Source organism: Streptomyces sp. NPDC097129, assembly GCF_055668065.1.
The window spans coordinates 1-26719 of sequence record NZ_JBVOQE010000011.1; the positions used below are offsets into that span (position 1 = coordinate 1).

At 72.9% G+C, this 26719-nt stretch carries 20 protein-coding genes; 11 read left to right on the plus strand and 9 right to left on the minus strand.

Annotated features, from left to right (window positions below):
- Positions 1-209 precede the first annotated feature (209 nt).
- Both AC0B9F_RS28155 and AC0B9F_RS28160 read right to left on the minus strand, forming a co-directional pair.
- Positions 210-653: a PIN domain-containing protein gene (locus AC0B9F_RS28155; RefSeq protein ID WP_472007303.1), complete on the minus strand. Its 444-nt coding sequence runs from the start codon at positions 651-653 to the stop codon at positions 210-212.
- On the minus strand, positions 650-916 hold the full coding sequence (locus AC0B9F_RS28160; protein WP_472007304.1) for a ribbon-helix-helix domain-containing protein: 267 nt from the start codon (positions 914-916) through the stop codon (positions 650-652). Before AC0B9F_RS28160 ends, AC0B9F_RS28155 begins: the two co-directional genes overlap by 4 nt.
- 365 nt (positions 917-1281) lie before the next feature.
- Here AC0B9F_RS28160 and AC0B9F_RS28165 point away from each other — a divergent pair, with 365 nt between their 5' ends.
- The 7 genes from AC0B9F_RS28165 to AC0B9F_RS28195 all read left to right on the plus strand — a co-directional run bounded on the left by AC0B9F_RS28165 (position 1282) and on the right by AC0B9F_RS28195 (position 7071).
- Entirely contained in the window at positions 1282-1485 is a 204-nt protein-coding gene (locus AC0B9F_RS28165) for a cold-shock protein (RefSeq protein WP_030362120.1), read from the plus strand.
- Positions 1486-1662: 177 nt separating this feature from the next.
- Positions 1663-3153, plus strand: coding sequence for a DEAD/DEAH box helicase (locus AC0B9F_RS28170; protein ID WP_472007307.1), 1491 nt, complete (start codon positions 1663-1665; stop codon positions 3151-3153).
- A gap of 206 nt (positions 3154-3359) precedes the next feature.
- Positions 3360-3710, plus strand: a complete 351-nt coding sequence (locus AC0B9F_RS28175) for a CBS domain-containing protein (protein WP_472007308.1) — start codon at positions 3360-3362, stop codon at positions 3708-3710.
- A gap of 71 nt (positions 3711-3781) precedes the next feature.
- Positions 3782-4033 (plus strand): SCO5918 family protein, encoded by a 252-nt coding sequence (locus AC0B9F_RS28180; RefSeq protein ID WP_472007310.1) that lies wholly within the window; start codon positions 3782-3784, stop codon positions 4031-4033.
- A 272-nt stretch (positions 4034-4305) separates the two neighbouring features.
- On the plus strand, positions 4306-4686 hold the full coding sequence (locus tag AC0B9F_RS28185; RefSeq protein ID WP_472007312.1) for a helix-turn-helix domain-containing protein: 381 nt from the start codon (positions 4306-4308) through the stop codon (positions 4684-4686).
- A 123-nt stretch (positions 4687-4809) separates the two neighbouring features.
- Positions 4810-5601, plus strand: coding sequence for a shikimate dehydrogenase family protein (locus AC0B9F_RS28190; protein WP_472007314.1), 792 nt, complete (start codon positions 4810-4812; stop codon positions 5599-5601).
- Positions 5602-5682: 81 nt separating this feature from the next.
- Positions 5683-7071, plus strand: coding sequence for a class II 3-deoxy-7-phosphoheptulonate synthase (locus tag AC0B9F_RS28195; RefSeq protein WP_472007315.1), 1389 nt, complete (start codon positions 5683-5685; stop codon positions 7069-7071).
- A gap of 122 nt (positions 7072-7193) precedes the next feature.
- On the opposite strand, the gene AC0B9F_RS28200 is transcribed toward AC0B9F_RS28195, so the two are convergent.
- Positions 7194-8534, minus strand: a complete 1341-nt coding sequence (locus tag AC0B9F_RS28200) for an acyltransferase family protein (protein ID WP_472007316.1) — start codon at positions 8532-8534, stop codon at positions 7194-7196.
- 202 nt (positions 8535-8736) lie between these two features.
- On the opposite strand from AC0B9F_RS28200, the gene AC0B9F_RS28205 reads away from it, so the two are divergent.
- Genes AC0B9F_RS28205 through AC0B9F_RS28220 form a run of 4 tightly spaced genes read left to right on the plus strand, consistent with a single transcriptional unit; the run spans position 8737 to position 12585 of the window.
- Complete coding sequence (locus tag AC0B9F_RS28205; protein WP_472007318.1) at positions 8737-10230, plus strand: FAD-binding oxidoreductase; 1494 nt, start codon at positions 8737-8739, stop codon at positions 10228-10230.
- A gap of 42 nt (positions 10231-10272) precedes the next feature.
- Complete coding sequence (locus AC0B9F_RS28210; RefSeq protein WP_472007320.1) at positions 10273-11535, plus strand: cytochrome P450; 1263 nt, start codon at positions 10273-10275, stop codon at positions 11533-11535.
- Between the two features lie 5 nt (positions 11536-11540).
- Positions 11541-11762 (plus strand): ferredoxin, encoded by a 222-nt coding sequence (locus tag AC0B9F_RS28215; protein ID WP_472007322.1) that lies wholly within the window; start codon positions 11541-11543, stop codon positions 11760-11762.
- A 40-nt stretch (positions 11763-11802) separates the two neighbouring features.
- Positions 11803-12585, plus strand: coding sequence for a DUF2306 domain-containing protein (locus AC0B9F_RS28220; protein ID WP_472007324.1), 783 nt, complete (start codon positions 11803-11805; stop codon positions 12583-12585).
- A gap of 295 nt (positions 12586-12880) precedes the next feature.
- On the opposite strand, the gene AC0B9F_RS28225 is transcribed toward AC0B9F_RS28220, so the two are convergent.
- From AC0B9F_RS28225 to AC0B9F_RS28250, 6 genes are all read right to left on the minus strand, one after another.
- A complete protein-coding gene (locus AC0B9F_RS28225) occupies positions 12881-13981 on the minus strand; it encodes a Gfo/Idh/MocA family protein (RefSeq protein WP_472007326.1) in 1101 nt (366 codons plus the stop codon).
- A gap of 112 nt (positions 13982-14093) precedes the next feature.
- Positions 14094-15557 (minus strand): MFS transporter, encoded by a 1464-nt coding sequence (locus tag AC0B9F_RS28230; protein WP_472007328.1) that lies wholly within the window; start codon positions 15555-15557, stop codon positions 14094-14096.
- Between the two features lie 164 nt (positions 15558-15721).
- On the minus strand, positions 15722-17359 hold the full coding sequence (mhpA, locus tag AC0B9F_RS28235; RefSeq protein WP_472007329.1) for a bifunctional 3-(3-hydroxy-phenyl)propionate/3-hydroxycinnamic acid hydroxylase MhpA: 1638 nt from the start codon (positions 17357-17359) through the stop codon (positions 15722-15724).
- A gap of 16 nt (positions 17360-17375) precedes the next feature.
- Positions 17376-18170 (minus strand): arylamine N-acetyltransferase family protein, encoded by a 795-nt coding sequence (locus tag AC0B9F_RS28240; RefSeq protein WP_472007331.1) that lies wholly within the window; start codon positions 18168-18170, stop codon positions 17376-17378.
- Between the two features lie 48 nt (positions 18171-18218).
- The gene (locus AC0B9F_RS28245; RefSeq protein ID WP_472007333.1) at positions 18219-21344 is read right to left on the minus strand and encodes a type I polyketide synthase; all 3126 of its coding nucleotides are present in this window, start codon (positions 21342-21344) and stop codon (positions 18219-18221) included.
- Positions 21345-21377: 33 nt separating this feature from the next.
- Positions 21378-26609 (minus strand): type I polyketide synthase, encoded by a 5232-nt coding sequence (locus AC0B9F_RS28250; RefSeq protein ID WP_472007736.1) that lies wholly within the window; start codon positions 26607-26609, stop codon positions 21378-21380.
- Positions 26610-26719 lie beyond the last annotated feature (110 nt).

The following is a 26719-nucleotide window of genomic DNA, read 5'->3' on the forward strand; positions in this document are numbered from 1 at the left end:
CTACGATCGCAAAGCCGAGCACTTCCTCGCCTTCACCAGCATCGCCTGCACCCTCATCTGCTACCGCCGACTCACCAAATGAGATGACCTCTTAGTGGCGGATCTGCAGTCGCAACGGACGGACCTCTGGAATCGCGAAGGAGCTCCGGGCTGTGCGCGGCACACAAGCCCCCTGGCGCGGGGCACACTTGGCCGCCGAGCGGACTGCGTCAGAGCGGGAGGTCGTCGGGCAGTACCCTGAACGCCTTGTGGCGGCCCAACGGGCGTACGGCCCGGAAGTCTCGCCGGTCGAGGGTGAGGATCGCGTCCGTGTCGTAGTCGGCGGCGAGCGCCACGTTCACCGCGTCGGCGAGGTCGAGGTCCAGCGCGCGGTGGCGGACACGGACGGACTGGGCGGCGCCCAGGTGGCCCTCCGTGATCTCCGGCATGACGACACGGCCCCGGCTCATCCAGCGCCGCAGGTCGTCGACCGCGCTGAGGGCGGCCTCCCTGCCGAGCTCACGTGTCGCCACGTGATCCAGTTCGGCCAGCAGGAGCGGCGACATGACCAGCAGTCCCGCCGCCATGATCGCCTCGTTCGCCGCCCGGTGTTCCGGATGAGCGGAGTCCAGGGCTGCCAGAAGGCCGGACGTGCCGGCGATGACAATGATCATGCGGCGGATCCCGGACCCGAGCCGGTGTCACGTCGGACGGCCTGGGCGACCGCGTCCCGGACCTCCGACGTGGACGGCGTACGCCCCGGCCCCTCGAAGGTGCGGGAGAACAGGGGCTCGTCCCAGACCCGGTTGGCCATGGCCGCAAGGTGGATGCCCTGACGGATGATCTCGGCCTCGCTTATGCCTCGGCGCTTCGCGGCCTCCTTGATGATGGCCAGGTCCGCCACGCCCGGCGCTCCGCGTGCGCGCGGTCGCGACACGCGTGTGGCCTTCGTCTCCCGGACCGGTTTCGGCGTGCTCGTCGGGGGGCCGGCCCGTGACGTGCGGTCGGGGCCATCGGGGGAGGTCACAGCGGTGCGCGGAGATGCGGGCAGGAGCAAACCTGTACCCGTGGAAGCCAATATCTGTGGTGGCGACATAAGAAATCGACGCGCCGCATGAAAGGTATTCCTGCAATCATCGGCGGCGCGGATTTTTCGGCCGCACCGGGCCGACTTCGGCGTGCTACTGTCGTCATCAGTTGCAGGTGTGGTTGCCAGAAGGTTTTTCCGACGGCTGATCATCACGGCGACACGGAATGCGCACAGGGCGTATTTCCTGACACCGTCTCCGAAGGAGAAATACAATGGCTGCTGGTACCGTGAAGTGGTTCAACGCGGAAAAGGGCTTCGGCTTCATCGAGCAGGACGGCGGCGGCCCGGACGTCTTCGCCCACTACTCGAACATCGCCACCCAGGGCTTCCGCGAGCTGCTGGAGGGCCAGAAGGTGACGTTCGACATCGCGCAGGGCCAGAAGGGCCCGACGGCCGAGAACATCGTTCCCGCCTGACGCACCAGCGCTGACGCGCTTCGCAGCTGGGGCCCGCACCTTGGGGTGCGGGCCCCAGCTCGCTTTTTTCCAGGGTGATTCCACCCCGTCTTTTCCGGCCCGTTCTCGCGATTCTCTGCGCGCTTCATTCTGCTGCGGAAACTCCTTGATACGCGCCCGCATCGAGGAAGGTTCCGTATGAACCGCACACGTACCACTCGCGCACGCACCGATCGCCCGTACGACCGCTTCGCAGGAAGTGGATCCGCCGGGCGCTCCGGCGGGCCGCGCCGCTCCAGCGGTTACGGCAGCCGCCAGCCCGTGCGGGGCGATTTCGCCCTGCCGAAGACGATCACGCCCGCATTGCCCGCCGTCGAGTCGTTCGCCGATCTCGCCATGCCGGCCCCGCTGCTGAGCACGCTCGGCCGGGAAGGCGTGACCGTGCCCTTCCCGATCCAGGCGGCGACCCTGCCGAACTCCCTGGCCGGACGTGACGTCCTCGGCCGCGGCCGCACCGGCTCCGGCAAGACCCTCGCCTTCGGCCTCGCGCTGCTGGCCCGCACCGCCGGCCGCCGCGCCGAACCGCGCCAGCCCCTCGCGCTGGTCCTCGTCCCCACCCGTGAGCTGGCCCAGCAGGTCACCGACGCGCTCACCCCGTACGCCCGTTCCGTGAGCCTGCGGCTCGCCACGGTCGTCGGCGGCATGTCCATCGGCCGGCAGGCCAGTGCGCTGCGCGGTGGCGCCGAGGTCGTCGTCGCGACGCCCGGCCGGCTCAAGGACCTCATCGACCGCGGCGACTGCCGCCTCGACGACGTCGACATCACCGTCCTCGACGAGGCCGACCAGATGACCGACATGGGCTTCATGCCCCAGGTCACCGCACTGCTCGACCAGGTGCGCCCCGACGGCCAGCGGCTGCTGTTCTCCGCCACCCTGGACCGTAACGTCGACCTGCTGGTCCGCCGCTACCTGACCGACCCGGTGGTCCACTCCGTCGACCCGTCGGCAGGTGCCGTCACCACGATGGAGCACCACGTGCTCCACGTGCACGACGCGGACAAGCACCGCACGACCACCGAGATCGCGGCCCGCGACGGCCGGGTCATCATGTTCCTGGACACCAAGCACGCGGTGGACCGGCTGACCCAGCACCTGCTGAACAGCGGTGTCCGGGCGGCAGCCCTGCACGGCGGCCGCTCCCAGCCGCAGCGCACCCGCACCCTCGCCCAGTTCAAGGACGGTCACGTCACCGTCCTGGTGGCCACCAACGTCGCCGCCCGCGGCATCCACGTCGACGACCTCGACCTCGTCGTCAACGTGGATCCGCCCAGCGATCACAAGGACTACCTGCACCGCGGCGGCCGTACCGCCCGTGCCGGCGAGTCGGGCAGCGTCGTCACCCTGGTGACCCCCGGCCAGCGCCGCGGCATGTCCCGGCTGATGGCGTCGGCGGGCATCACCCCGCGCATCACCCCGGTCCGCTCGGGCGAGGCGGAGCTCAGCCGCATCACGGGCGCCCAGGCGCCCTCCGGTGTCCCGGTGGTCATCACCGCTCCTGTCGTCGAGCGTCCCCGCCGCACGTCTTCGGCGTCCCGCAGCCGCCGGGGCCGCGGCGGCCAGGGGCGTCCCGCCGGCGCGGGGATGCGCCGCGAGGCGCAGCGCCGACCCGGAACCGACACGGCCGCTTAGGTCTGCGCCACCCCGGGAGCGGTAGGGGGCCGTCCAGGTCTGCGCCGCCCCGGGGGCCGATGAGCCTGCTCAGGTCTGCGCCGCCCCTGGGAGCCGAGGAGGCTGCCCAGGTCTGCGCCTCCCCCCGGAGCCGTAGGAGCGGTCCGGCGCGGCCGCGAGAGTCATCCCGTCGACCAGCAGACCAGCCGTCACCGAAGGAGACACTCTTGACGTCAGCGCGGACGCAGTACCGCTTGCCGGATCCCGCCCCCCTGACCGTGGCCGACGACGTCGAAGGGCACGGGCCCCGGGTGTGTGACGACATGACCGTCGAGGTGGCGCTGGCCGTCATGGCGGGCGCCCGGGTCGCGTACCTGACGGTGTGCGACGAGGACGACCAGAGCACGGCTCTGATCACCCGGGACCGGCTCGCCGTCCTCCGGGACAGTTCCACGTACACGGACCGGATGCGGCTGCGGGACGTCCTCGGCGGGTCGCTGCCCGCGCCGGGCGGCGGCCGCCCCGGCGGCGCCGGTGAGTACGGCCGGGTTCCCGGCGTCCTCACCCTTTCGCGCTGATCCGCCTCGCCCGGGGCGGCCCGCTCGCCGCCCGGGGGCTCCATCCCGTGACTTCTCCCCTGTGAGGCATCATGCGCTGCGTCATCGCCCGCTACCCGTTCGACCTGACCAGGACCGGGGTGCTGGCCTCGATGAAGGGCGTGCGGCCCGCACTGGTCACGAGTGAGTCCGTGACCATCGGCCGCCGCCGCTACCCCGTCAAGCAGGTGGGCCAGGTCCTCACGCGACAGGACCCCCGCGACTTCACCGCCGGCGAGGTCACGCGGGCCATGACACGCCTGGGCTTCACCTGCCACGACCGGCCGGAGACCGTGGCCGTGTGAGAGGGGCACGGGCGGGACAACCGCCCTCGGATCCCGTTGGGGGCTCTGCCGACGCGCGTCGGCAGAGCCCCCAACGCTGTGTCGCCGTCCGTTCGCACACAGCCCGCCGGGGCGTGAAACGGTGGTGAGAGCGATGCTCCGCCCCGCCCGGCCGGGGAGCGGAAAGGGGAGGTCGGCACAGCGGCAGGACCCGCAGATGGTGTTGAATTCCCCTTGGGGCCCCGGTGCCGTACGGCATCAGGGCCCCTCGACGCGTTGCACAGCGAGGTGACATGACATCGGACAACCCCCTGAATGATCGTCTGGACGACGACGACTACCCCGCGTACACGATGGGACGGGCAGCCGAGATGCTCGGCACCACGCCGGGGTTCCTCCGGGCCATCGGGGAAGCCCGTCTGATCACTCCGCTCCGCTCGGAGGGAGGACATCGCCGGTACTCCCGCTACCAGCTGCGGATCGCCGCTCGCGCCCGGGAGCTCGTCGACAAGGGGACCCCGATCGAGGCCGCGTGCCGCATCGTCATCCTCGAGGACCAGCTCGAGGAAGCACAGCGCATCAACGCCGAGTACCGCCGCGCCGCCAAGGAATCGGCGGGCGGCACCGGCTCCAGCCCCGGTTCCGGCTCCGGCTCCGGCTCCGGCTCCGGCTGACCACGGGGCCACTGGACGGTCCCGGATGTCAGGGGGACGTCAGGGGATGGTCCGTGATCCGTGCCGCCGTATCGTCGTCCCGTCCGCCCGGCTCGGGGGTTCCACGTGGAAGGCGGTCAGGACATGGACGCCGTGACCATCACCGGTACGACCCGTCTGTACGCGGTGCTCGGCGCCCCGGTGACGCAGGTGCGGGCGCCCGCCCTGCTCAACCCGCTCTTCGCGCGGCTCGGCCTGGACGCCGTGCTGGTGCCGGTGGACGTGGCACCGGCCGGGCTGGCCGACGCCGTCCGGGGGCTCACCGCCGTACGCAATCTGGACGGCCTGCTGGTGACCGTTCCGCACAAGCCCGCCTGCCGGGCGCTCGCCGGCCGGGTCACCGAGGCCGCCGCGCTGAGCGGCTCGGTCAACGCGATGCGGCGCCTGCCGGACGGCGGCTGGGAAGGCGCGAACTTCGACGGGGAAGGCTTCGTGCGCGGTCTGCGCACGGCGGGACACGACCCGCGGGGCGCGACGGTGTGCCTGGCGGGCGCCGGCGGCGCCGGCTCGGCGATCGCGGTGGCCCTGCTGCAGGCGGGCGCGCACGTCACCGTCTGGGACGCGGACCCGGAGCGCGCGGCCGCCCTGCGAGCCCGGCTCGCCCCGCACTTCCCGGGGCGTCTCGCCGTCGCCCCCGGGCACGCCGACGCGGACCTCGCCGTCAACGCCACGCCGATGGGGCTGCGCCCCGGCGATCCGCTGCCCTTCGACCCTGCGGTCCTGCGTCCCGGCACGCGGGTCGCCGACATCATCATGTCGCCGCGGCACACGCCGCTGCTGCGGGCGGCGCAGGAGGCGGGACTGCCCGTCCACTACGGCGAGCCGATGCTGGCCGAACAGCTCGCCCTGTACCGGGAGTTCTTCCGGCTGGGCTGACGTCACCCGGTCGCGGCAGATGGGCACCGGGTTACCGCTCAGTGGCCTGGTGCGCGGCGCGTGCTGCCTACTGTCCTGGGCATGCCTCCACTCATACAGAGCACAGCCGCGGCGCCCGCCGCCGCGCTGCCTCCCGCGGTGGCCGAACGGGTGGCCGACGCCCTCGCCAAACCCGCGGCCCAGCAGCCGGAGTACCCGGACCCCGCCCAGGTCACCGGGGTGCGCGCGACCCTGGAGCGGCTCCCCTCGCTGGTGCTGCCCGGCGAGGTCGACCGGCTGCGCCGGCGGCTCGCCGACGTGGCCCACGGGCGCGCGTTCCTGCTGCACGGCGGGGACTGCGCGGAGACCTTCGAGGGCAACACCGGGGAGCACGTCCGCGCGAACGTCCGCACCCTTCTGCAGATGGCCGTGATTCTCACGTACGGGGCGAGCCTGCCCGTGGTGAAGGTCGCGCGGATCGCGGGACAGTACGCCAAGCCCCGCTCCAAGCCCACCGACGAACTGAACCTGCCGGTGTACCGCGGGGACATCGTCAACTCCGCCGAGCCCGCCCCCGCCGCCCGCGTCGCCGACCCCGGCCGCATGCTCGAGGCGTACGCGCACTCCGCCGCCGCCCTCAACCACGTGCGCGCGATGACCGATTCCGGGATGGCCGGCCTGGACCAGGTGCAGGGCTGGAACCTCGACTTCGTCCGCGCCTCGCCGGCCGGCCAGGGCTTCCGCGCCCTCGCCGACGAGATCGACAGCGGACTGCGCTTCATGAAGGCCTGCGGCGCGGACCACCGGGCCCTGCACACCACCGAGGTGTACGCGGCCCACGAGGCGCTGCTCCTGGACTACGAGCGGGGCCTGCTGCGCGGCGTCGACGAGGACGGCAGCGGCCGTACGACGCTGTACGGCCTGTCCGGGCACTTCCTGTGGATCGGCGAGCGCACCCGCGACCTGGACGGCGCGCACATCGCCCTCGCCGCACAGCTCGCCAACCCGATCGGGCTCAAGATCGGCCCGGGGACGTCGCCCGAGCAGGCCGTCGAGTACGTCCAGCGGCTCGACCCGGACCGGGAGCCCGGCCGGCTCACGCTGATCTCCCGGATGGGCCGGGACCGGATCCGCGAGGTGCTGCCGCCGATCGTGGAGAAGGTCACCGCGCTCGGCCACCGGGTCGTGTGGCAGTGCGACCCGATGCACGGCAACACCCGGGAGACGGAGAGCGGTTACAAGTCCCGGCACTTCGACGACATCATCGACGAGGTGCGCGGGTTCTTCGAGGTGCACCGGGCGCTGGGCACCCATCCGGGCGGGCTGCACGTCGAGCTGACCGGCGATCAGGTCACCGAGTGTCTGGGCGGCGCCCGCGGCCTCGACGACGCGGCGCTCGCGGCACGTTACGAGACGCTGTGCGACCCGCGGCTGAACGCCGAGCAGTCCGTGGAACTGGCCTGGCTGGTCAACGAGTTGATGCGGGGATGAGCTTCCCGCGGTGCTCGGGGCGCAACGCCCCGTGGTGGGCGCGGCGGGTGCCGTGCCCACCACGGGGTGGGCCCTCCGTACCCGGACGGGGGAATGGACGGGTACGGAGGGAGTCTGAGCCTTCAGGAGGAGCGGACGGGACCGCGGCCGGCGGTCGCGGTCGGTGCGGTCGGTCCGGCGGGTGCCGCCGGAGCGGCGGATGCGGCCGGGGTGGCGGATGCGGCCGGGGTGGCGGATGCCGCGGGTGCCGCCGGTGCCACGGGTGCCGCCGGGGCCTCGGCCGCGAGAGCGGGCTCCGTGACCCCGGCGCGGTCGGCGCGGGACCGGCTGAGGTACCGCATCGCCGGCATCTCCACGCAGGCGTACAGCAGCCAGCCGCCGAGCAGGGTGGCCGCGAACAGGCCGATCATGACGAGGACGGCGACGGGCGTGCTGAACTGCCCGTTGCCGAGGACCGCCTGACGGCCCCAGAAGATGACCACTCCCTGACACAGGTAGAAGCCGAAGGAGACGTTGCCGAGCCACACCAGGACCCGGCCGTCGAGACGGGTGCGCACGCCGTGCGCGTCGGCGCGGGCCACGGAGGCGATCGCGACGCCGAACGGTACGACCGTCGCCGAGACGAAGTTGAACGGCGCGGGCACGTACATCGCGGCGGCGTAGCCGGCCACCAGCAGGGCCACCACCCAGCCGGCCGGGATACGGGGCCAGCGGCCGGCGATGACCAGCCGGGCCAGCAGCATGCCGAGCACGAACTCGAACATCCGCATGGGCGGGAACGTGTAGTTGAACCAGTTCTGGGTGGGCGAGAGCGGGATCACGGGCAGCCGGGGGGTGTCGGGCAGGAGCGTCGTCGTCACCAGCGCGACCCCGGCCGTGGCCGCCGCCGTGCCGGCCGCCCACCACCACAGGTGTTCCGTCTTCACGCGCCGCACCGCGAGCAGCAGAAGCGGGAACGACAGATAGAAGAGCAATTCCGAGCACAGTGACCAGGACGGCGCGTTCACACTCATCTGGACGGTGAATTCGTTGATCCATGAGTTCACCAGGAAAAGATTCGGCAGCCAGGTGCTCGCCGGCGTGTACGCCGACGCGAACAGCAGCATGGCCGCCGCCCACATCACCAGGTGATTGGGGAAGATCTTCACGATCCGGCGCCGCCAGTAGGCGGTGACCCGCTCTCCCGGCCGCACCGACCAGGTGATGACGAACCCGCTCAGCAGGAAGAAGAAGGAGACGCCGAGGTAACCGGCCGGCCCGAAGAACTTCAGCAGCCCCTGGGCGACGGACCTGTCGGCGAACGGGTTGACCGGCCCCGTCGGGTCGACCGGCCCGATCGGTTGCAGGGAGTGGATGAAGAACACCAGGAGCGCGGCGAAGAACCGCATGCCCGTCAGGGACGGAAGGGATTTCCGCCGTGGTCCGGGCGCACCGGTGTCCACCTCAGGAATGGTTGCGGTCACGATGGTCTCCTGTTTCTCCCCGAGCGGTGAACGACTGGGATCTGGAATGCCAGGAGCCTAGAAGAGCGGGGCGGCGGACGGGCACCCGTATATTCCCCCAGCCCAATTCCCCAAAAGAATCCAGGGGGGTGTTAGGGGAATTCAGTGCAGTCGCCGGCGCCCTAGCGTTCTCGCGTATTCACGCCACACGGAGGAATCAATGATGGACCGAAGGAACCTGCTTCGCGCCGGGGGCGCCCTCGCCGTGTCGGCGGCGGCCGGTGCCGCGGCCACCACGTCGGCGTCCGCCGCCGTCCGCGCGGCCGGCACGCCCGACTGGGAGGGGCTGCGCGCAGCCGTCGGCGGTGACGTCGTCCTTCCCGGCGACGCGGCCTACGCCACCGCCAAGCAGCTGGCCATCGGCGAGTTCGACAGCCTCACCCCGCAGGCCGTCGTCTACGCCGAGAGCACCAAGGACGTACAGACCGCGATCCGTTTCGCGGCCGCCAACGGCGTCAAGCCGCGGGTGCGCAGCGGCGGCCACAACTTCCTCGGCTGGTCCTCCGGCGAGGGCATGATCCTCGACGTCCGCCGCCTCAACCACGTCACCGGCGGCGGCTCCCCGACCGTGCACGTCGGACCCGGCACCATCAGCATCGAGGCGCTGCACGCGCTGAAGCCGTTCAACCAGCAGATGGTGACGGGCACCTGCCACGACGTCGCCGTCGGCGGCTACGTCTCCGGTGGCGGCGTCGGGTACCAGAGCCGCGGGTTCGGCATCGGCTCCGACCGGCTGGTCTCCGCCAAGGTGGTGCTGGCCGACGGCCGCCTGGTGACCGCGAGCGAACTGTCCAACCCGGACCTGTTCTGGGCGCTGCGCGGCAGCGGCGGCGGCAACTTCGGAGTCGTCGTCGACTTCGAGCTGCGCCCGATCTCCGCCCCCCGCATGGTGTTCTACGAGCAGACCTGGGACTGGTCCCACGCCGAGCGGTTCCTCACCGCCTGGCAGGAGTGGTACACCGGCACGCCCCGCCGCTCCACCGGCCAGGTCATCGTGATCCAGCCGGACGCCGGCTCCGGGAACCCGCCGGTCATCCTCCAGCAGGGCGCCTACTACACCACCGAGGAGGACGCGCACGCGGGCCTCGCCGAACTCGCCTCGCTGGCCGGGGCGCAGCCCGCCACCAGCCGGGTCCTCGACCTGCCCTTCGACGAGGGCATGCAGTACGTGTACGGGCTCGCCGACGGCGGCTCCCACCCGCGCACCGAGTGGCAGCGCATGCGGGCCCGCCTGGTCAGCAGGCCTCTCGGGGCGGCCGGGACCGCCGCCGCGCTCGCCGCGTTCGAGGCCGCGCCGCGCTCCGGGCAGACCCGGTACCTGAGCTTCATGGGCCTCGGCGGCGCCGTGGCCGACCGCGCGCCGGACGCCACCGCGTTCGTCCACCGCGACGCCCTGTTCCACGTCGGCTACGGCGTGGCCCTCGGCACCGCGACGCCGAGCACGGAGGAGGCCGGCGCCGCCGTGGACTGGGCGACGAACGGCTTCGGCGTCATCGACCCGCTGTCCGACGGACAGTCCTACATCAACTTCCCCGACCTGTACCTCAGCGGCTGGCAGAACGCCTACTACGGCTCCAACTACGCCCGTCTGAAGGCGCTGAAGCAGGCGTACGACCCCCACCGACTGTTCGACTTCCCGCGCGCCATCGGCAACTGACGACCACCACCCCTACCGCGCCAGAGAGAGGGCGACCTTCCGATGACGGTCACCGACCACGCCAGCCTCCAGCCCGGCGACGCCGCCGCGCCCCCGCCCGGGTGCCCCATGCACCGGGTGCTCGACTACCCGTTCGCCGAGCCCGTGGCCACCGACCTGCACCCGATGTACGCCGAGGTGCGCGCCGAGCAGGCCCTGACCCGGGTCACCATGCAGTACGGCGGCGAGGCGTGGCTCGCCACGCGGCACGCCGACATCAAGACCGTCCTCGCCGACCCGCGGTTCAGCCGGGCCGCCACGGTCGGCAAGGACGTACCGCGCGTCCGCAAGGCGTACGAGGAACTCAACATCGTCTCGATGGACGACCCGGAGCACGCGCGGCTGCGCAAGCTGGTCGCCAAGGCGTTCACCGTGCGCCGCGTGGAGCAGATCCGGCCCCGGGCGCAGGAGATCGCCGACGACCTCCTCGACCGCCTGCTGGCCTCCGGGGACCGCACCGGTGACCTGGCTGCGCAGTACGCGTGGATGCTGCCGATCACCGTGATCTGCGAGATGCTCGCCGTGCCGCTGGAGGACCACTACAAGTTCCGCGGCTGGATCGACACCTGGCTGACCATCGGCAACGAGCACACGCTCGAGGAGATGAACGAGGCGCGCTTCGAGAAGCTGCCCGAGTACATGTCCTCGCTGATCGCCCAGCGGCGCGCCGAGCCCGGCGACGACCTGCTGTCCGCGCTCGTCGCCGCCCGCGACGAGGAGGACCGGCTCAGCGAGGAGGAGCTGATCACCATGTCGATCGCGCTCCTCGCCACCGGCCACCACACCACCGCCAACCAGCTCGCCAACCACCTGTACATCCTGCTCAGCCGGCGCGAGGAGTGGGAACGGCTCGTCGAGCGGCCGGAGTTGCTGCCGACCGCCATCGAGGAACTGCTGCGGGTCACCCCGCTCAGCCCCTACTCGGAGAACACCCGCATCGCCGTGGAGGACATCGAGGTCGGCGGGCAGCTGGTCCGGACCGGCGAGGCCGTCATGGTGTTCCCGGCCGTCGCCAACCGCGACCCCCGGGTCTTCGAGCGTCCCGAGGAACTCGACCTGACCCGCGAGCACAACCCGCACATCGCCTTCGGTCACGGCATCCACCACTGCCTGGGCGCCCCGCTGGCCCGGCTGGAGCTGCAGGTCGCGCTCAGCACGCTGCTGCGCCGGATGCCCTCGCTGGAGCTGGCCGTGCCCGCCGCCGAGGTGCCGTGGAAGCGCGACCACGTCGTTCGGGGTGTCGCCGCGCTGCCGGTGCGGTGGTGACGGCCGTGACCTGGCACATCGACGTCGACCGCCGCGCCTGCATGGGTGCCGGGCTGTGCAACGGCTCGCTCCCGGACCGCTTCCGGCTCGTCGACGGCAAGGCGCAGCCCGTCGAGTCCCGCATCGAGCCCGACGAGGACGTGCTCGACGCCGCGGACTACTGCCCCTACCGGGCCATCCACATCACCGACCAGGCGACCGGCGAAGCCCTGGTCGCCGCGGACTGACCCGGGTCCGCGGCGGACCAGGGGCGGACAGGAGAACGGCGTGACGATCACGACGACGGAGCCCGGGCGGTCCCCGGGCGGCGCGGCCGGAGCGCGCCGCGAAGCCGGTGGTGCGGAGGCGCCGCCGCGCTGGTGGCGGCGCCCCTGGGTGGGTCCGCTCGCCCTGGTGGTGGCGGTGTTCCTGGCCATGGGCATCCCCCGCTACCTCACCTTCGACCCGGCGGACTCCAAGATCCCGCCGAACCCGCAGTACCCCTGGCACTACCCGGTGCTGGTGGTGCACGTCCTGGCCGGCACGGTCGCGATCGTGACCTGCTGCCTCCAGGTGTGGCCGGCCCTGCGGCAGCGCCATCCGCGGGTGCACCGCCTCAGCGGCCGGTTCTACGTGGCGGCCGTCCTGTCGGGCGGCACGGCGGGTCTGGCCGTGGCATACGCGAGTCCTTCGGGGCTGTCGATGCAGATGAGCACGATGACGACGTCGGTGCTGTGGATCGGCACGGCCGTCGCGGGCCTGCGGATGGCCCGGCAGGGCCGCATCACCGAGCACCGCCGGTGGATGGTGCGCAGCTTCGCCCTCACCATGTCGATCGTCCTCAGCCGCGTCCTCGGGGTGGTGTACGACCACACGATCCTGCCGCCGCCCGTCACCCAGAACGTGGCGGAGCTGATCGCGTGGGGTCAGCAGCGGGCCGGTCTGGCGTCGTGGCCGGGGTGGATCCTGCCGCTGCTCTTCGCGGAGTGGTGGCTGGTCGAGCGGGGTGCCGGGGCCCGGCACCGGGCACGCGAGGCCCGCCGCAAGGCGGCGACCGCCTCCCGCCCCTGAGCCCCCGGCGGTGCCACACCGCCCCACGCAGTCGGGGCCGCCTCCCACAGGAGGCGGCCCCGACGCCGTACCGGATCAAGGCCGGGAAGGCAGCGGCCCGCCGGACCGGCCGGAGGTAACGCCCCACCGAACCAACCGGCGATGACGGCCCACCCGGCAACGCCCGGAAGGCGGCGGTCCGGCGGACCGATCAGGGGCGGCGGCCCTCCTGGTCAGGTCAGAAGGACAGTGGTCCGCCGGACGGGGTGGGCGGGGAGCAGTCGGTCGGTTCGGGCGGCGGGTTCGGGCGGAGCGGTCAGGCGGGGAGGGTTTCGCGGCTGCCGTGGCGGGCCGATGCCTTGATGGCGTCGAGCAGGCGGTGGGTGCGCACCCCGGTGGTGAAGTCCGGCCCGGACGTGTCGCCCGTGCGGATCGCCCGCGCCAGGTCCGCGTACACCTGGGCGACGTTGCTCACCGGTGACGCCGGCCCCGGCAGCAGCGGCCGGTAGGCGTCCGGCACCGGCACCTCCACCGCGGGCGAGCCGTTCGCCGCGGCGTGCGTCAGCGTGAACTGCGGGCCGACCAGCGAGTCGTCGGAGGAGACCAGCACCAGGCGCCCGGCCCGGCCGTGCACCTCGATGCGGAAGCCGTCACCGCGCGGACCGCCGGTCATGAAGTGCGCGGACGCCGCCGCCCCCGAGCGCAGCAGGCCGCCCACCACGATCTGGTCCGGCGACGTCACCTCGATCCGCTCGCCCGTCTCCTGCATCGTGATCCGGTCGATCCGTGTGGTGAGCGTCGCGGAGACCTCCGCGAACTCCCCCACCGCGTACTGGAACATGTCCAGCGAGTGGCCGCCGACGACCGCCACGTGGTTCACGCCCTTCGTCTCGTCGAACAGGGCCGCGTACCGGGTGGACCACACCTCCGGGGTGCTCAGCGAGTACAGCAGGGACGCCGACAGCACCTCGCCGATCAGCCCTTGCGCCAGCAGGTCCCGCAGCAGGCGCACCGCCGGGTGGTGCCGGCTCTGCAGCCCCACCGCGTGGCGGACGCCGGCGGCCCGCGCCTTCGACTCGAAGCGCTCGGCGGTAGTCGCGTCCAGGGCCAGCGGCCACTCGCTGTAGACGTGCCGGCCGGCGTCGACGGCCGCTTCCACCAGGCCGTCCCGCCGGGGAAGCTGGACGGCGATGGTGACCAGGTCGACGTCCGGGTCGGCCATCAGGGCGTGGGCGTCGTCGTAGGCCCGGCCGGCGCCCCAGACCTCGGCCGCCGCCCGCGCCGACGCGCCGCTCGTGCCGGCGACGGCGACGATCTCGAAGTCGTCCAGCGCCGACAGCGCCGGGAGGTGGATCGCGCGGGCCCACCCCCGTTCGGCGTGCGCGCCGACGACTCCCACTCGGATCCTGTCCGCCACGGTGAAACCTCTTTCGTCTGGGTGGGTCGGCCCGGGCGGCGAGGGGGCCGCACGGGATACGCGTCGGAGCGTGACCGGTGGTCCGGTCACGCTCCGACCCGGGGTCGCTGTGTCAGATGTGGGCGTTCACGACCGGCGCGTCGGCCGCGGCCGGCGCCTCGGCGGGCGCCTTGGCGTCCCGGAGCACCAGGAAGGTCACGCACCAGGCGAGGAAGACGAAGCCGGCGGCGAAGAGGAACGCCAGGCTGTAGCCGTCACGCAGCGCCTGCACCTGCGGGTGACCCTCGTGGAGCAGGGTGTTGCTGTGCGAGGTCGCCAGCGTGGCGAGGACCGCGAGGCCGACCGCCGCGCCCGCCTGCTGCGCCGTGTTGTTCAGGCCGGACGCCAGGCCCGCGTCCTCGGGGGCCGCGCCCGACATGGCCCGCATGATGACCGACGGCACGGTCAGGCCCATGCCGAAGCCCTGGATGACGAGGGTGGGCGCGACGTCCACCCAGTAGTCGCCGTCGACGGGGGCCCTGCTGAGCAGCAGCAGACCGCCCCCGAGGAACAGCAGGCCGGTCAGCAGGACCCGCCGGGTGCCGAAGCGCGCGGTGAGCCTGGCCGTGAAGAACAGGGACATGGTGCCGATCACCAGCGGTGCCGGCAGGAACGCCAGCCCGGTCTGCATCGAGTCGAAGCCCAGCACCCGCTGCAGGTACAGCGCGTTGAGGAACTGGAAGCCGAACCCGGCCGCGAAGACCAGGACGACGGCGAGGTTGGCGCCGACGATCTCCCGGCTGCGGAAGATCCGCAGCGCCAGCAGCGGACGCCGTGCCGTGGCCTGCCGCCACACGAACGCCCCGAGCAGCGCCACCGCCACCGCCCCGTACAGCGCCAGCTCACCGGCGCCGAAACGGTCCTCGGAGATCTGCGAGATGGTGAAGACGCCCAGCGACAGGCCGACCGTCACCAGGACGGCGCCGATCGCGTCGGCGCCCGCGCTCAGCCCGAGCCCCGGCTGGGCGGCCAGCTGGCGCAAGCCGAGGACCAGGGCGACCGCGCCGACCGGCAGGTTGATCAGGAACACCCAGTGCCAGCCGAGCGCCTCGGTGATGACGCCGCCCGCGATGAGTCCGACCGACGCGCCGCCGGCGGAGACGAAGCTGTAGATGCCCATGGCCTTGGCCTGCTCGCCCGGCTCCGGGTACAGGCCCACGATCATGCCGAGGACCACCGCGGAGGCGAGCGCGGCGCCCACGCCCTGGAGGAACCGGCCCGCGATGAGCAGCTCCGAGGTGTTCGCGAGACCGCACAGCAGGGAGGCGACGGTGAACGTCGTCAGGCCGCTGAGGAACACCTTCTTGGTGCCGATCAGGTCGCCGAGCCGGCCGGACAGCAGCAGCAGTCCGGCGAAGGCGATGAGGTAGGAGTTCACCACCCAGGACAGGCCGCTCTGGGAGAAACCGAGACCGCTCTGGATGGTGGGAAGGGCGACAGTGACGATCGTCCCGTCAAGGATGATCATCAGCTGCATCGCACAGAGAATGCTGAGCGCGAGGCCGCGCGAGCGGCCCTGTGCTGTCGGGGGGGTCATCACTCACTTCTTTCGTCGTCACATCGTGTTCGGGCTCGGGATGTCAGGGCTCACCGCCGACGCGACCGCTCGCGCCCGCGCGTGGAGCCAGTACGCCACGCGCGCAGCCACCGAACGGGAATCCAGCTGTAACCGCGCAGGTCACAGCCGGTGCGCCGGGTCCCTCAACCGGCCGCCGGCACGGGCTGCGCGGCCTGCAGAAGGGCGCCTTCCAGCGCGTCGACCAGCTCCCGGGCACCCTGCGCGCCGTCCGCCGCCCCGAACGCGTAGGTGTCGGGCCGTACGAGCACACAGCGGGCCCCCACCTCGTTCAGGTGGGCGGTGAGGCGGCCCTCGGTGTCCACCACGCTGCCGGGGGCGGCCGCCGCCGGGTCGGTGCCGGCCGGCAGCAGCCGCACCAGGCGGGCGCCGAGCGAGCGCAGGAACTCCGTCCGCCCGGCGCCGAGCAGCTCCCGCGGGTCGTCGAGGGAGGCGAAGACGAAGCCGCGGCCCACCACCTCGTCGAACAGGTCCTGCGCCGTGCCCGCGGCCACCCTCGGCTGGGGCATCTGGTCGCCCGCGCCGCGCCGTCTGCGGCCGGTGCCGTCGCGCCACACCAGGCCCCGGGTCAGCGGCTGGAACGGCGACTGCTGGGGGCGCGCCAGCTGCCGTTCGCGCGCCGCGATCATCACCTCGTCGCGGTCGGCGGCGGCCTTCGGATCGGTCTGGCAGATGACCTTGCCCAGGTTCACCGACATCCGGATGGCGTGCTGCACATGGGCCCGCCGCTCCTCGGCGTAGGAGTCCAGCAGCGCCTCGCCGGCCCGCCCGTCCAGCACCAGGTCCAGCTTCCAGGCGAGGTTGGCGACGTCGCGGAAGCCGGAGCTCATGCCCTGGCCGGCGAAGGGCGGCATCAGGTGGGCCGCGTCGCCGGCGATCAGCAGGCGGCCGAGGCGCCACTGCCGGGCGGTCGCGGCCTGGAACGTGTAGACCGCGTGCCGCTCCATGATCCCGTCGTCGGGGGTGATGCCGCACCCGGCGAGCAGCCGCCACGCGGTCGCCGGGTCGTCCATGTCCTCCTTGCGCTCGCCGGGCAGCAGCATGAACTCCCAGCGCCGGTGCCCGGGGCCCGCCGAGACCTGGGTGCGCGGCCGGGCCGGATCGCAGATCTGCAGGTTGTTGGGGACGAAGGTGCGCCGGTCGTGCAGTGCCAAGTCGCAGATCAGCCACTCGTGGTGGAAGCCCAGGTCGTCGAAGCCGGTGCCGATCGTGCGGCGGACGAGGCTGTTCGCGCCGTCGCAGCCGACCACCCACCGGCCGCGCAGCACCCGCCGCACCCCGTCGCCGCCGACGACGTGCAGTTCGGCGCCGCCCTCGTCCTGCGTCAGCTGGACGGCCTCGTGGCCGCGCAGCACCGTCAGGTTCGGCAGCCGCTTGCCGTGCGCGATCAGCGCCTCCTCCAGGCCCGGCTGGTACATGGAGGTCGACTCCGGCCAGCCGTTGCGCCCCTTCACCTCGGCGGCGTCGATGTACAGCAGGTCGCGGCCCTCGCCGTTGCGCCAGAGGTAGTCGCCGGAGGGTTCGCCGACCGCGGTGAGATGGTCGGCGACCCCGGCCGCGGCCAGGATTCGCGCGGCCTCGCCGTCGAACGCCACGGCGCGGGGCATGGGATACGGACGCGGGTGCCGTTCGACGACGATCACCCGCCGTCCGCGCCGCGCCATCAGGTTGGCCAGCACCTGGCCCACCGGCCCGTACCCGACGATCAGCAGGTCGGCCGTCTCGTCGGGCCACCAGCGCGGCCCGGCAGCCGTTGCCGTCATGTGAGCCTCACCTCCCTCAGGCCGCCGCGGAGCGGGTCCGCAGCAGGATGTCGTCGAGCGCGGCCTCGTAGTCGTCCGCCTTGATCAGGACCCGCACCCGCTCGTGACCGTCCTCGACGATCAGCAGGCGCCGGCCGGTCAGCGTCATCTGCCCGTTCTCCAGGGCCCGTCCGCGGATGTACGTCACGTGCGCGGCGAGCATCCGGGCGTAGGCGTCGAGTTCCGGGTGGTCCGCGTCGAGCCACTCGGAGAACGCCCGCGGCCGCAGCCGGAACCGGTGGATGACGCCCCACTCGCCGTCGCGCGGCCGGCGCTCCAGGTAGTGGAAGCCGTCGTCGCCCTCGTTCACCCGGAAGCTCGTGCCGTACTGCTCCTGCGGCTCGGCCGACACGCGGACCGGCTCGATCAGGGAGGGGCCGGAGTAGCCGACGTCCGCCAGGTACCACTCGCCGTCGATGCGCACGCCGTTGAACAGGTGCTCCATGTCGGGGCCGTAGGAGCCGTCCGGGCCGCGCACCCCGGCGGACAGCACCACGACCTCGTAGCCGAGCCGGGTCAGCAGCGCGCGGAAGAGGCCGTTGAGCTCGTAGCAGACGCCGCCGCGGCCCCCGGCGATGACCTCCTGGTAGACGGCGTCGACGTCGATGTCGACGCCGTCCCAGATGGCCGTCCCGCGCTCCCCGTTGAGGAAGTTGTCGAAGGGCACGGTCATCAGGTGGCGCTTGTGCAGCAGGCGCAGCGTCTCCAGCGTGGGGGCCGGTGCGGGGCCGGTGTGGCCGAGGACGGCCAGATAGTGGTCGAGGTCGAACATGGTGAGGTCCGTTTCTCTTCGGGGCGTGGCGGTCGCGGTCGTCGGCGCTCAGGCGTACTCGGCGGCCGGCGCGGCCACCTGGTCGAGGAGGTATTCGGCGAGCAGTCCCGGCGTGGGCTGGTCGAACAGGAGCATCACGGGCAGTTCGGCGCCGATCTCGGCGGCGAGCCGGTTGCGCAGTTCGACGGCGGTCAGTGAGTTGAAGCCGATGTCGAAGAAGCCCTCGTCGGCGTCGACGGCGTCGGCGTCGGAGTGTCCGAGCACGGCGGCGGTCTCGGCGCGCACCAGGTCGAGGAGCGCTGCGGGGCGTTCCCCGGCGGGCAGGGCGGCGTAGCGGTCGCGGAAGGACTGCTGGTCGTTCGCGTCGGTGGGCATGTCGCTCTCCTGGAGCAGGGGGGTCGGGACGTCGGAGGCCGGGCCGGCGGGCTGGACCTGCTTGAGCCAGTAGGGGCGGTGCTGGAAGGCGTACGTGGGCAGCGCGGTGACCACCTCGGGCGACAGCGGGACGTCGTGGCCGAGCAGCCCCCGGAAGTCGACGCTGCCGCCGCGTACGTACAGCTCGGCGAGCGAGCCGGCGAACCGCTCGGGGCCGCCCTCGCCGCGCCGCAGCGTCCCCACGACGACGGTGGGCGTCCCGGGCCGCTCGACGCTCTCGCGCAGGGCCATGTTCAGCACGGGGTGGGCGCTGACCTCGACGAACGCGTGGTGGCCGGCGGCGAAGAGGGCGTCGACGGCGGCGGCGAAGCGGACTTCGTGGCGCAGGTTGCCGTACCAGTAGGCGGCGTCCAGCGGCGTCGTGCCGTCGAGCCAGGCGTCGCGGTAGGTGGAGTACATCGGGATCTTCGGCGCCTGCGGTCGCAACTCCGCGAGAGTGGCGGCGAGTTCGTCCTCGATGGCCTCGACGTGGCTGGTGTGGGAGGCGTAGTCGACCGGGATCGTCCGGACGCGGATCCCGGCCTCCGCCGCCGCCTCGTGGAAGTCCCGCAGGGCGTCCGCGTCACCGGCGACGATGGTGGAGGCCGGCCCGTTGACCGCGGCGATCTCGATGCGCCCCGCGTACTCGGCGATGCGGTCCTCGGCCTCCGCCCGCGGCAGGGGCAGGAACATCATCCCGCCCCGCCCGGCGAGACGGGTGCCGATGGCCTTGCTGCGCAGCGCCACCACCCGGGCGGCGTCGTCCAGGCTCAGGGCGCCCGCGATGTGCGCGGCGGCGATCTCACCCTGGGAGTGACCCACCACCGCGTCGGGCTGCACACCGTAGTGCTGCCACAGCCGCGCCAGAGCGACCATGACGGCGAAGGAGGCCGGCTGGACCACGTCCACCCGGTCGAAGTCCGGCGCGCCCTCCACCTGCCGCACCACATCGAGCAGATCCCAGTCCACGTACGCCGACAGCGCCTTGGCGCAGCCGGTGAGGGCCTGCGCGAAGACCCACTCGGTCTCCAGCAACTGCGCGCCCATGCCCGCCCACTGGTGTCCCTGCCCGGGGAAGACGAACACCGTCCTGCCGTCGACGTCCGCGGTGCCTGCCACCACGTTCGGCGCCTGTTCACCCGCTGCCAGGGCCTTCAGCCCGCCGGACAGTTCCGCGCGCGTCGAGCCCAGCACGACCGCCCGCCGGTTCAGGCGGGCACGGTGGAACGCCAGCCCCCGCGCTACGGCCGCCTCGTCGAGCTGTCGCGTCGACGCCAGCAGCCGGCCCGCCTGGGCGCGCAGGGCCGCCTCGGTACGGGCGGACACCAGCCAGGGGACGGTGACGGGCCGGGGCACGTCCTGCGGTTCGGGCCGCTCCGGGGCCTGTTCGAGGATGACGTGGGCGTTGGTGCCGCTCACCCCGAACGAGGACACCGCGGCCCGGCGCGGGCGGCCGGTCCTCGGCCACTCACGGCGTTCGGTGAGCAGCTCGACCGCGCCGGCGCTCCAGTCGACCTTCGTGGACGGCTCGTCCACGTGCAGCGTCTTCGGCAGCACGCCGTGCCGCATCGCCTGCACCATCTTGATGATCCCGGCGACACCGGCCGCCGACTGGGCGTGACCGATGTTCGACTTCAGCGACCCGAGGAACAGCGGGTAGCCGCGGTTCCTGCCGTACGTCGCGAGCAGCGCCTGCGCCTCGATCGGGTCGCCCAGAGTGGTGCCCGTGCCGTGGCCCTCGACCGCGTCCACCCCGTCCGGGGTGAGCCCGGCGTTGGCGAGCGCCGCGCGGATGACCCGCTGCTGGGACGGCCCGTTGGGTGCGGTCAGGCCGTTGGAGGTGCCGTCCTGGTTGACGGCCGAGCCGCGGACCACCGCCAGCACCGGGTGGCCCAGCCGCTGCGCGTCCGACAGCCGCTCCAGCGCGAGGACGCCGACGCCCTCCGCCCAGCCGGTGCCGTCGGCCGCCTCCGCGAACGCCTTGCAGCGGCCGTCCTCCGCCAGCCCGCGCTGGGTGGAGAACTCCACGAACACGCCCGGCGTGCCCATCACCGCGGCACCGCCCGCCAGCGCCATGTCGATCTCACCGCTACGCAGCGCCTGCGCGGCGAGGTGCACCGCGACCAGCGACGACGAGCAGGCCGTGTCCACGGTGATCGCCGGGCCCTCCAGGCCGAGCGTGTAGGAGACCCGGCCCGAGGCCACGCTGCCGGAGTTGCCCGTGCCCAGGAAGCCTTCCAGTCCCTTCGGGGAGAACTCCAGACCCGGCGCGTAGTCGTGGTACATCACGCCGGAATAGACCCCGACCCTGCCGCCCGCCAGCGCGGTCGGGTCGAGTCCCGCCCGCTCCAGTGCCTCCCACGACGTCTCCAGCAGCAGCCGCTGCTGCGGGTCCATGGCGAGCGCCTCACGCGGCGAGATCCCGAAGAAGCCCGCGTCGAACTCGCCGGCGTCGTGCAGGAACCCGCCCTGGCTCACGTACGAGGTGCCGGGGCGCTCCGGGTCGGGGTCGAAGAGCCGCTCCAGGTCCCAGCCGCGGTCCTCGGGGAAGCCGGAGACCGCGTCGCGGCCCTCGGCGACCAGCTCCCACAGCTCGTCCGGGGTGCTCACCCCGCCGGGCAGCCGGCACGCCATGCCGACGATCGCGATCGGCTCGCGGGCCGCCGCGGCCATACGCTGGTTCTCCTGCTTCAGGCGCTCGTTCTCCATCAGCGAGGCGCGCAGCGCCTCGACGACCTTGTCGCTGGGCGTCGTACCCATCGAGTCCTCCGTGTGTGGTGGGCAGTTGGCTGGTCAGGCGCCGAGGGCGCCCAGGGCGCGGGCCACGAGGTCGTCGGCGTCCATGGCGGCGATGCGGTGCAGCTCCGCCTCCACCGCCACCGCGGCGGCCGGGGCCGCGACCGGCTCGTCCGGCGTCCGCTGCTCCTGCGCGGTGTCGGGCAGCAGCTCGGCCAGCAGGTGGCGGGCCAGCGCGGCCGGGGCCGGGTAGTCGAAGATCAGCGTGGCCGGCAGCCGTACACCGGTCGCGGTGGCGAGCCGGTTGCGCAGCTCGACCGCGGTGAGCGAGTCGAAGCCGACCTCCTTGAAGGGCTGTTCGGGCCGTACCGGCTGCCCGCCCAGCACCGTCGAGGCGTGGGTGCGCACCAGCTCCAGCAGCCGCCGCTGCCGGTCCGCCTCGGGCAGGCCGGCCAGCTCCCCGGCGAGGGACGCCCCGTCGGCGTGCGCGGCGCCGGCGGCCTTGCGCGGCGGGCTCACCAGCGCGCGGAAGACGACGGGGAGCCGGCGCTCGGCCGCCGCGGCGCGCAGCGCGGGGAAGTTCATCCTGCTCGCCACCCGCACCGCCTCCGGCGACCGCAGCGCCGCGTCGAACAGGGCCATGCCCTCCTCGGCGGACAGGGCGAGTGCGCCCTGCCGGCTCATACGGTCCTGATCGCCCCCGTCGAGATGCCCGGTCATGCCGCTCGCGTCCGCCCACAGCCCCCAGGCGAGGGAGACGGCGGGGAAGCCGCCGGCGCGCAGGGTGCGGGCGTAGGCGTCGAGCGCGGCGTTGGCGGCGGCGTAGTTGGCCTGCCCGGGGTTGCCGAGCGTGCCGGCCGCGGAGGAGTAGAGCACGAACGCGGCCGGGTCATGGTCCTTGGTCAGCTCGTACAGGTGGCGGGCCGCGTCCGTCTTCGGCGCGAACACCGCGTCCAGGTGCTCCGGCGTCTGCGCCGTGAACGTGGCGTCGCTCAGCGCACCGGCCGTGTGGACGACGGCGGTGAGCGGGTGGCCGGGGTCGACGCCCGCGATCGCGGCAGCGAGCTGGTCACGCTCGGCCGCGTCGGCGGCTACGACCGTGACGTGCGCGCCGAGCCCGGTCAGCTCCCGGGTGAGGGCGTCCGCTCCGGGCGCGTCCGGGCCTCGGCGGCTGAGCAGGAGCAGGTGCCGTATGCCGTGGGCGGTGACCAGGTGACGTGCGGCGAGCGCGCCCAGGGTTCCGGTACCGCCGGTGATCAGTGCGGTGCCGTTCGGGTCGAGGGGGCTCGGGCCTTCTGTGGTTTTGGCCCGGACCAGTCGCGGGACGCGGATCGCGCCGCCGGTCAGCGCGAGCTGCGGCTCACCGGTGGCCAGCGCGGCGGGCAGCAGATCCGTGCCGGTCCCGTCCGTGTCGACCAGTACGACCCGGTCCGGGTGCTCGTTCTGCGCGGTGCGCACCAGACCCCATACGGCGGCCTGCGCCGGATCGTCGACGGCATCACGGGTGAGGACGACCAGCCGCGAGACACTGTCGCCCGCCAGGTGCTCCTGGACCGCGCTCAGCGCCTCCCCCGCCAGCCCCCGCACGTCCGCGCCCGTACGGCCGGTCAGGTCCAGCACCGGCCATCCCGCACCGGCCGTCTCCTGCGGCGTCGGCACCTCCTGCCAGTCCACCCGGAAGAGCGCGTCCCGCAGCACGTCCCCGCCGGAGTCGAGCCCGCGGGGGTCAACGGCCCGGAAGGCCAGCGAGCCCACCGACGCCACGGGGTTCCCCGCCCCGTCGGCGGCCTGTACCGACACCGCGTCCGCGCCCCGGGGCGCGATCCGCACCCGCAGTGCCGTGGCGCCCGTGGTGTGCACGGCGACCCCGTTCCACGCGAACGGCAGCAGCGTGCGCTCGTCCTGCGGCCCGTCCGCGAACGCGGCCGTGTGCAGCGCCGCGTCGAGCAGCGCCGGGTGCAGGCCGAACGACCCGGCGTCCCCGGCCGCCTCCTCGCCGAGGGCGACGTCCGCGAACAGTTCCTCGCCGCGCCGCCACACCCGCCGCAGGCCCTGGAACACCGGCCCGTACTCGTACCCGGCGACGAACCGCAGATCGTAGAAGTCGGCCACGGACAGCGCCTCGGCCCCCTCGGGCGGCCAGCTCGCGAAGTCGAAGCCGTCCGCGTCGGGGCCGGTCTCGTCCACGGCAGGGTCGGTGACACCGGTCGTGAGGAAACCGGAGGCGTGCCGCGTCCACGCCTCGCCGTCCGCGTCGCGCGCATGCACGGTGACGGCGCGGCGGCCCAGCTCGTCCACCGCACCGGCGGTCACCTGCACCCGCACCGCTCCGGAGGCGGGCAGCACGAGGGGTGCCTCGACGACCAGTTCGTCCAGGACGCCCGCGCCCACCCGGTGTCCCGCGTGCACGGCCATCTCCACCAGGGCGGTCCCCGGTACGAGGACCGTGCCGGACACCGCGTGATCGGCGAGCCACGGATGCGACGCCAGGGACAGCCGGCCGGTCAGCAGCACCCCGCCGTCCTCGGGGAGTTCCACGGCCGCGCCGAGCAGCGGGTGCCCGGCGTCGTCCAGGCCGGCCGTGCCGAGGTCGCCCGCGGACTCGGGGGCCTGAAGCCAGTAGCTCTGATGCTGGAAGGGGTAGGTGGGGAGGTCGACATGGCGGTGACCGGTGACGTCCGGGAGGGGGTCGGTGGTGATCCCTCGGGTGTGGAGCGTGGCCAGCGAGGTGTGGAAACGGGCAGGGGTGTCGTCGTCGCGGCGCAGGGTGCCGGTCGTCACGGCCGGGGTGTCGGCGTGGACGTCCAGCAGGTCCTGCACCGCCGTCGTCAGCACCGGGTGCGCGCTGACCTCGACGAACGCCCGGTAGCCGGAGCCGATCAGAGCCTCGACCGCGTCGGCGAAACCAACCTCGTGACGCAGGTTGCCGTACCAGTAGGCGGCATCCAGCGGAACCGTGGTGTCGTTGAGCCAGGCGCCCCGGTACGTCGAGTACATGGGGACGCTCGGCGCCTGCGGAGCCAACCCGTCGAGGAGTTGGCCCAGTTCGCCTTCTATGGCCTCGACATGAGCGGTGTGGGAGGCGTAATCGACTGGCACCATCCGCGCCCGGACCCCGGCCTGCGTCGCCGCCTCGTAAAGCTCCTTCAACGCGTCGGCGTCACCCGCGACCACCGTCGAAGCCGGCCCGTTGACCGCAGCGACCTCAACACGCCCCGCATACGCGGCGATACGCTCCTCGGCCTCCGCCCGCGCAACCGGCAGGAACATCATCCCGCCCCGCCCCGCCAGCCGAGTGGCGATGGCCTGACTGCGCAGCGCCACCACCCGGGCGGCGTCGTCAAGGCTCAAAGCCCCGGCGATGTGCGCGGCGGCGATCTCCCCCTGGGAGTGACCCACCACCGCATCCGGCTCCACGCCGTGGTGCTGCCACAGCCGCGCCAGCGCGACCATGACCGCGAACGACGCCGGCTGGACCACGTCCACCCGGTCGAAGCCCGGCGCACCCTCCGCCTGCCGCACCACCTCCAGCAGATCCCAGTCCACATACGCCGACAGCGCCTCCGCACAGTCGGTCAGGGCCTTGGCGAACACCGGCTCCGACTCCAGCAACCGGGCGCCCATGCCCGCCCACTGATGCCCCTGCCCGGGGAAGACGAACACTCTCTTCCCCTCGACGTCCGCCGACCCCGTCACCACATACGGCGAGGGAGAACCGTCGGCCAGGGCCCGCAGCCCCTGCGACAGCTCCTCCGCATCGGCGCCGATCACCACCGCGCGTTCAGCGAACGCGGTGCGGGCACGGGAGAGGGTCTGTGCGACGGCCACGGGGTCCAGTTCGTCCGTCGCCGTGAGCAGTCGCCGGGCCTGGGCGCGCAGGGCGGCCTCGGTCCGGGCGGAGACGCGCCACGGGATCGCGGGGGGCCGGGGGCCGGTCTCCGGTTCGGGCTGGTCCGGGGCCTGTTCGAGGATGACGTGGGCGTTGGTCCCGCTCACCCCGAACGACGACACCGCCGCCCGCCGCGGCCGCTCCAGCTCAGGCCATGCACGCGCCTCCGTCAGCAGCTCCACCGCGCCGGCGCTCCAGTCCACCTTCGTGGACGGCTCATCCACGTGCAGCGTCTTCGGCAGCACGCCGTACCGCATCGCCTGCACCATCTTGATGATCCCGGCGACACCGGCCGCCGACTGCGCGTGCCCGATGTTCGACTTCAACGACCCCAGCCACAACGGCACTTCACGGTCCTTGCCGTACGTCGCGAGCAGCGCCTGCGCCTCGATCGGGTCACCCAGCGTGGTGCCCGTGCCGTGGCCCTCGACCACGTCCACCCCGTCCGCGGACAACCCCGCGTTCGCCAGCGCCTGACGGATCACCCGCTGCTGCGCCGGACCACTCGGAGCCGTCAGACCGTTGGACGCACCGTCCTGATTGATCGCCGACCCCCGCACCACCGCCAGCACCGGATGCCCCAGCCGCCGCGCGTCCGACAACCGCTCGACGAGGATGGTGGCGACGCCTTCCGCCCAGCCGGTGCCGTCGGCGGCGTCGGCGTACGCCTTGCAGCGGCCGTCCGGGGACAGTCCGCGCTGCCGGGAGAACTCGACGAACACGCCGGGGCTCGCCATGACGGCCGCGCCGCCCGTCAGCGCCATGTCGATCTCGCCGTCGTGCAGTGCCTGGATCGCCAGGTGCAGCGCGACCAGTGACGAGGAGCAGGCCGTGTCGAGGGTGACGGCGGGCCCCTCCAGGCCCAGCGTGTAGGCGATGCGTCCGGAGGCGACGGCGCCCGCGGTGCCGGTGCTGAGGTAGCCCTCGACCTCCGGCGGCGCGTTCTCCATGTCGGTGCCGTAGTCGTGGTACATCACGCCGGTGTAGACGCCGACGCGCCGGCCGCGCAGCTTCGTCGGGTCGATGCCGGCGCGCTCGAACGTCTCCCAGCTGGTCTCGAGGAGGAGACGCTGCTGCGGGTTCATCGACAGCGCCTCGCGCTGGTTGATGCCGAAGAACGCGGCGTCGAAGCGGTCGGCGTCGTGCAGGAACCCTCCCTCGCGGACATAGGAGGTGCCGGGGCGCTCGGGGTCGGGGTCGAAGAGCCGCTCCAGGTCCCAGCCGCGGTTGCCGGGGAAGCCGGAGACGGCGTCGCGGCCCTCGGCGACCAGCTGCCACAGCTCGTCCGGGGTGCTCACCCCGCCGGGCAGCCGGCACGCCATGCCGACGATCGCGATCGGCTCGCGGCGGGCGGCCTCGATGTCGTGCAGGCGCTTGTTGGCCTGCTGGAGGTCGACCAGGGCTCGCTTGAGGTACTCCCGGAGCTTCTGCTCGCCGGAAGCACCGGGTGAACTCGGGGTGGCTGACTGTCGCGGGGAACCGGCTGTGGGCGTGGGTTCGTTGGGCATGG

Bases quoted from the DNA above. Each gene is read 5' to 3' on its own strand.
- AC0B9F_RS28170 (WP_472007307.1), top strand. From the start codon at position 1,663: ATGAACCGCACACGTACCACTCGCGCACGCACCGATCGCCCGTACGAC.
- AC0B9F_RS28155 (WP_472007303.1), bottom strand. From the start codon at position 653: ATGATCATTGTCATCGCCGGCACGTCCGGCCTTCTGGCAGCCCTGGAC.
- AC0B9F_RS28210 (WP_472007320.1), top strand. From the start codon at position 10,273: ATGACGGTCACCGACCACGCCAGCCTCCAGCCCGGCGACGCCGCCGCG.
- AC0B9F_RS28245 (WP_472007333.1), bottom strand. From the start codon at position 21,344: ATGGGTACGACGCCCAGCGACAAGGTCGTCGAGGCGCTGCGCGCCTCG.
- AC0B9F_RS28180 (WP_472007310.1), top strand. From the start codon at position 3,782: ATGCGCTGCGTCATCGCCCGCTACCCGTTCGACCTGACCAGGACCGGG.
- AC0B9F_RS28195 (WP_472007315.1), top strand. From the start codon at position 5,683: ATGCCTCCACTCATACAGAGCACAGCCGCGGCGCCCGCCGCCGCGCTG.
- AC0B9F_RS28185 (WP_472007312.1), top strand. From the start codon at position 4,306: ATGACATCGGACAACCCCCTGAATGATCGTCTGGACGACGACGACTAC.
- AC0B9F_RS28165 (WP_030362120.1), top strand. From the start codon at position 1,282: ATGGCTGCTGGTACCGTGAAGTGGTTCAACGCGGAAAAGGGCTTCGGC.
- AC0B9F_RS28205 (WP_472007318.1), top strand. From the start codon at position 8,737: ATGGACCGAAGGAACCTGCTTCGCGCCGGGGGCGCCCTCGCCGTGTCG.
- AC0B9F_RS28190 (WP_472007314.1), top strand. From the start codon at position 4,810: ATGGACGCCGTGACCATCACCGGTACGACCCGTCTGTACGCGGTGCTC.
- AC0B9F_RS28240 (WP_472007331.1), bottom strand. From the start codon at position 18,170: ATGTTCGACCTCGACCACTATCTGGCCGTCCTCGGCCACACCGGCCCC.
- AC0B9F_RS28230 (WP_472007328.1), bottom strand. From the start codon at position 15,557: ATGACCCCCCCGACAGCACAGGGCCGCTCGCGCGGCCTCGCGCTCAGC.
- mhpA (WP_472007329.1), bottom strand. From the start codon at position 17,359: ATGACGGCAACGGCTGCCGGGCCGCGCTGGTGGCCCGACGAGACGGCC.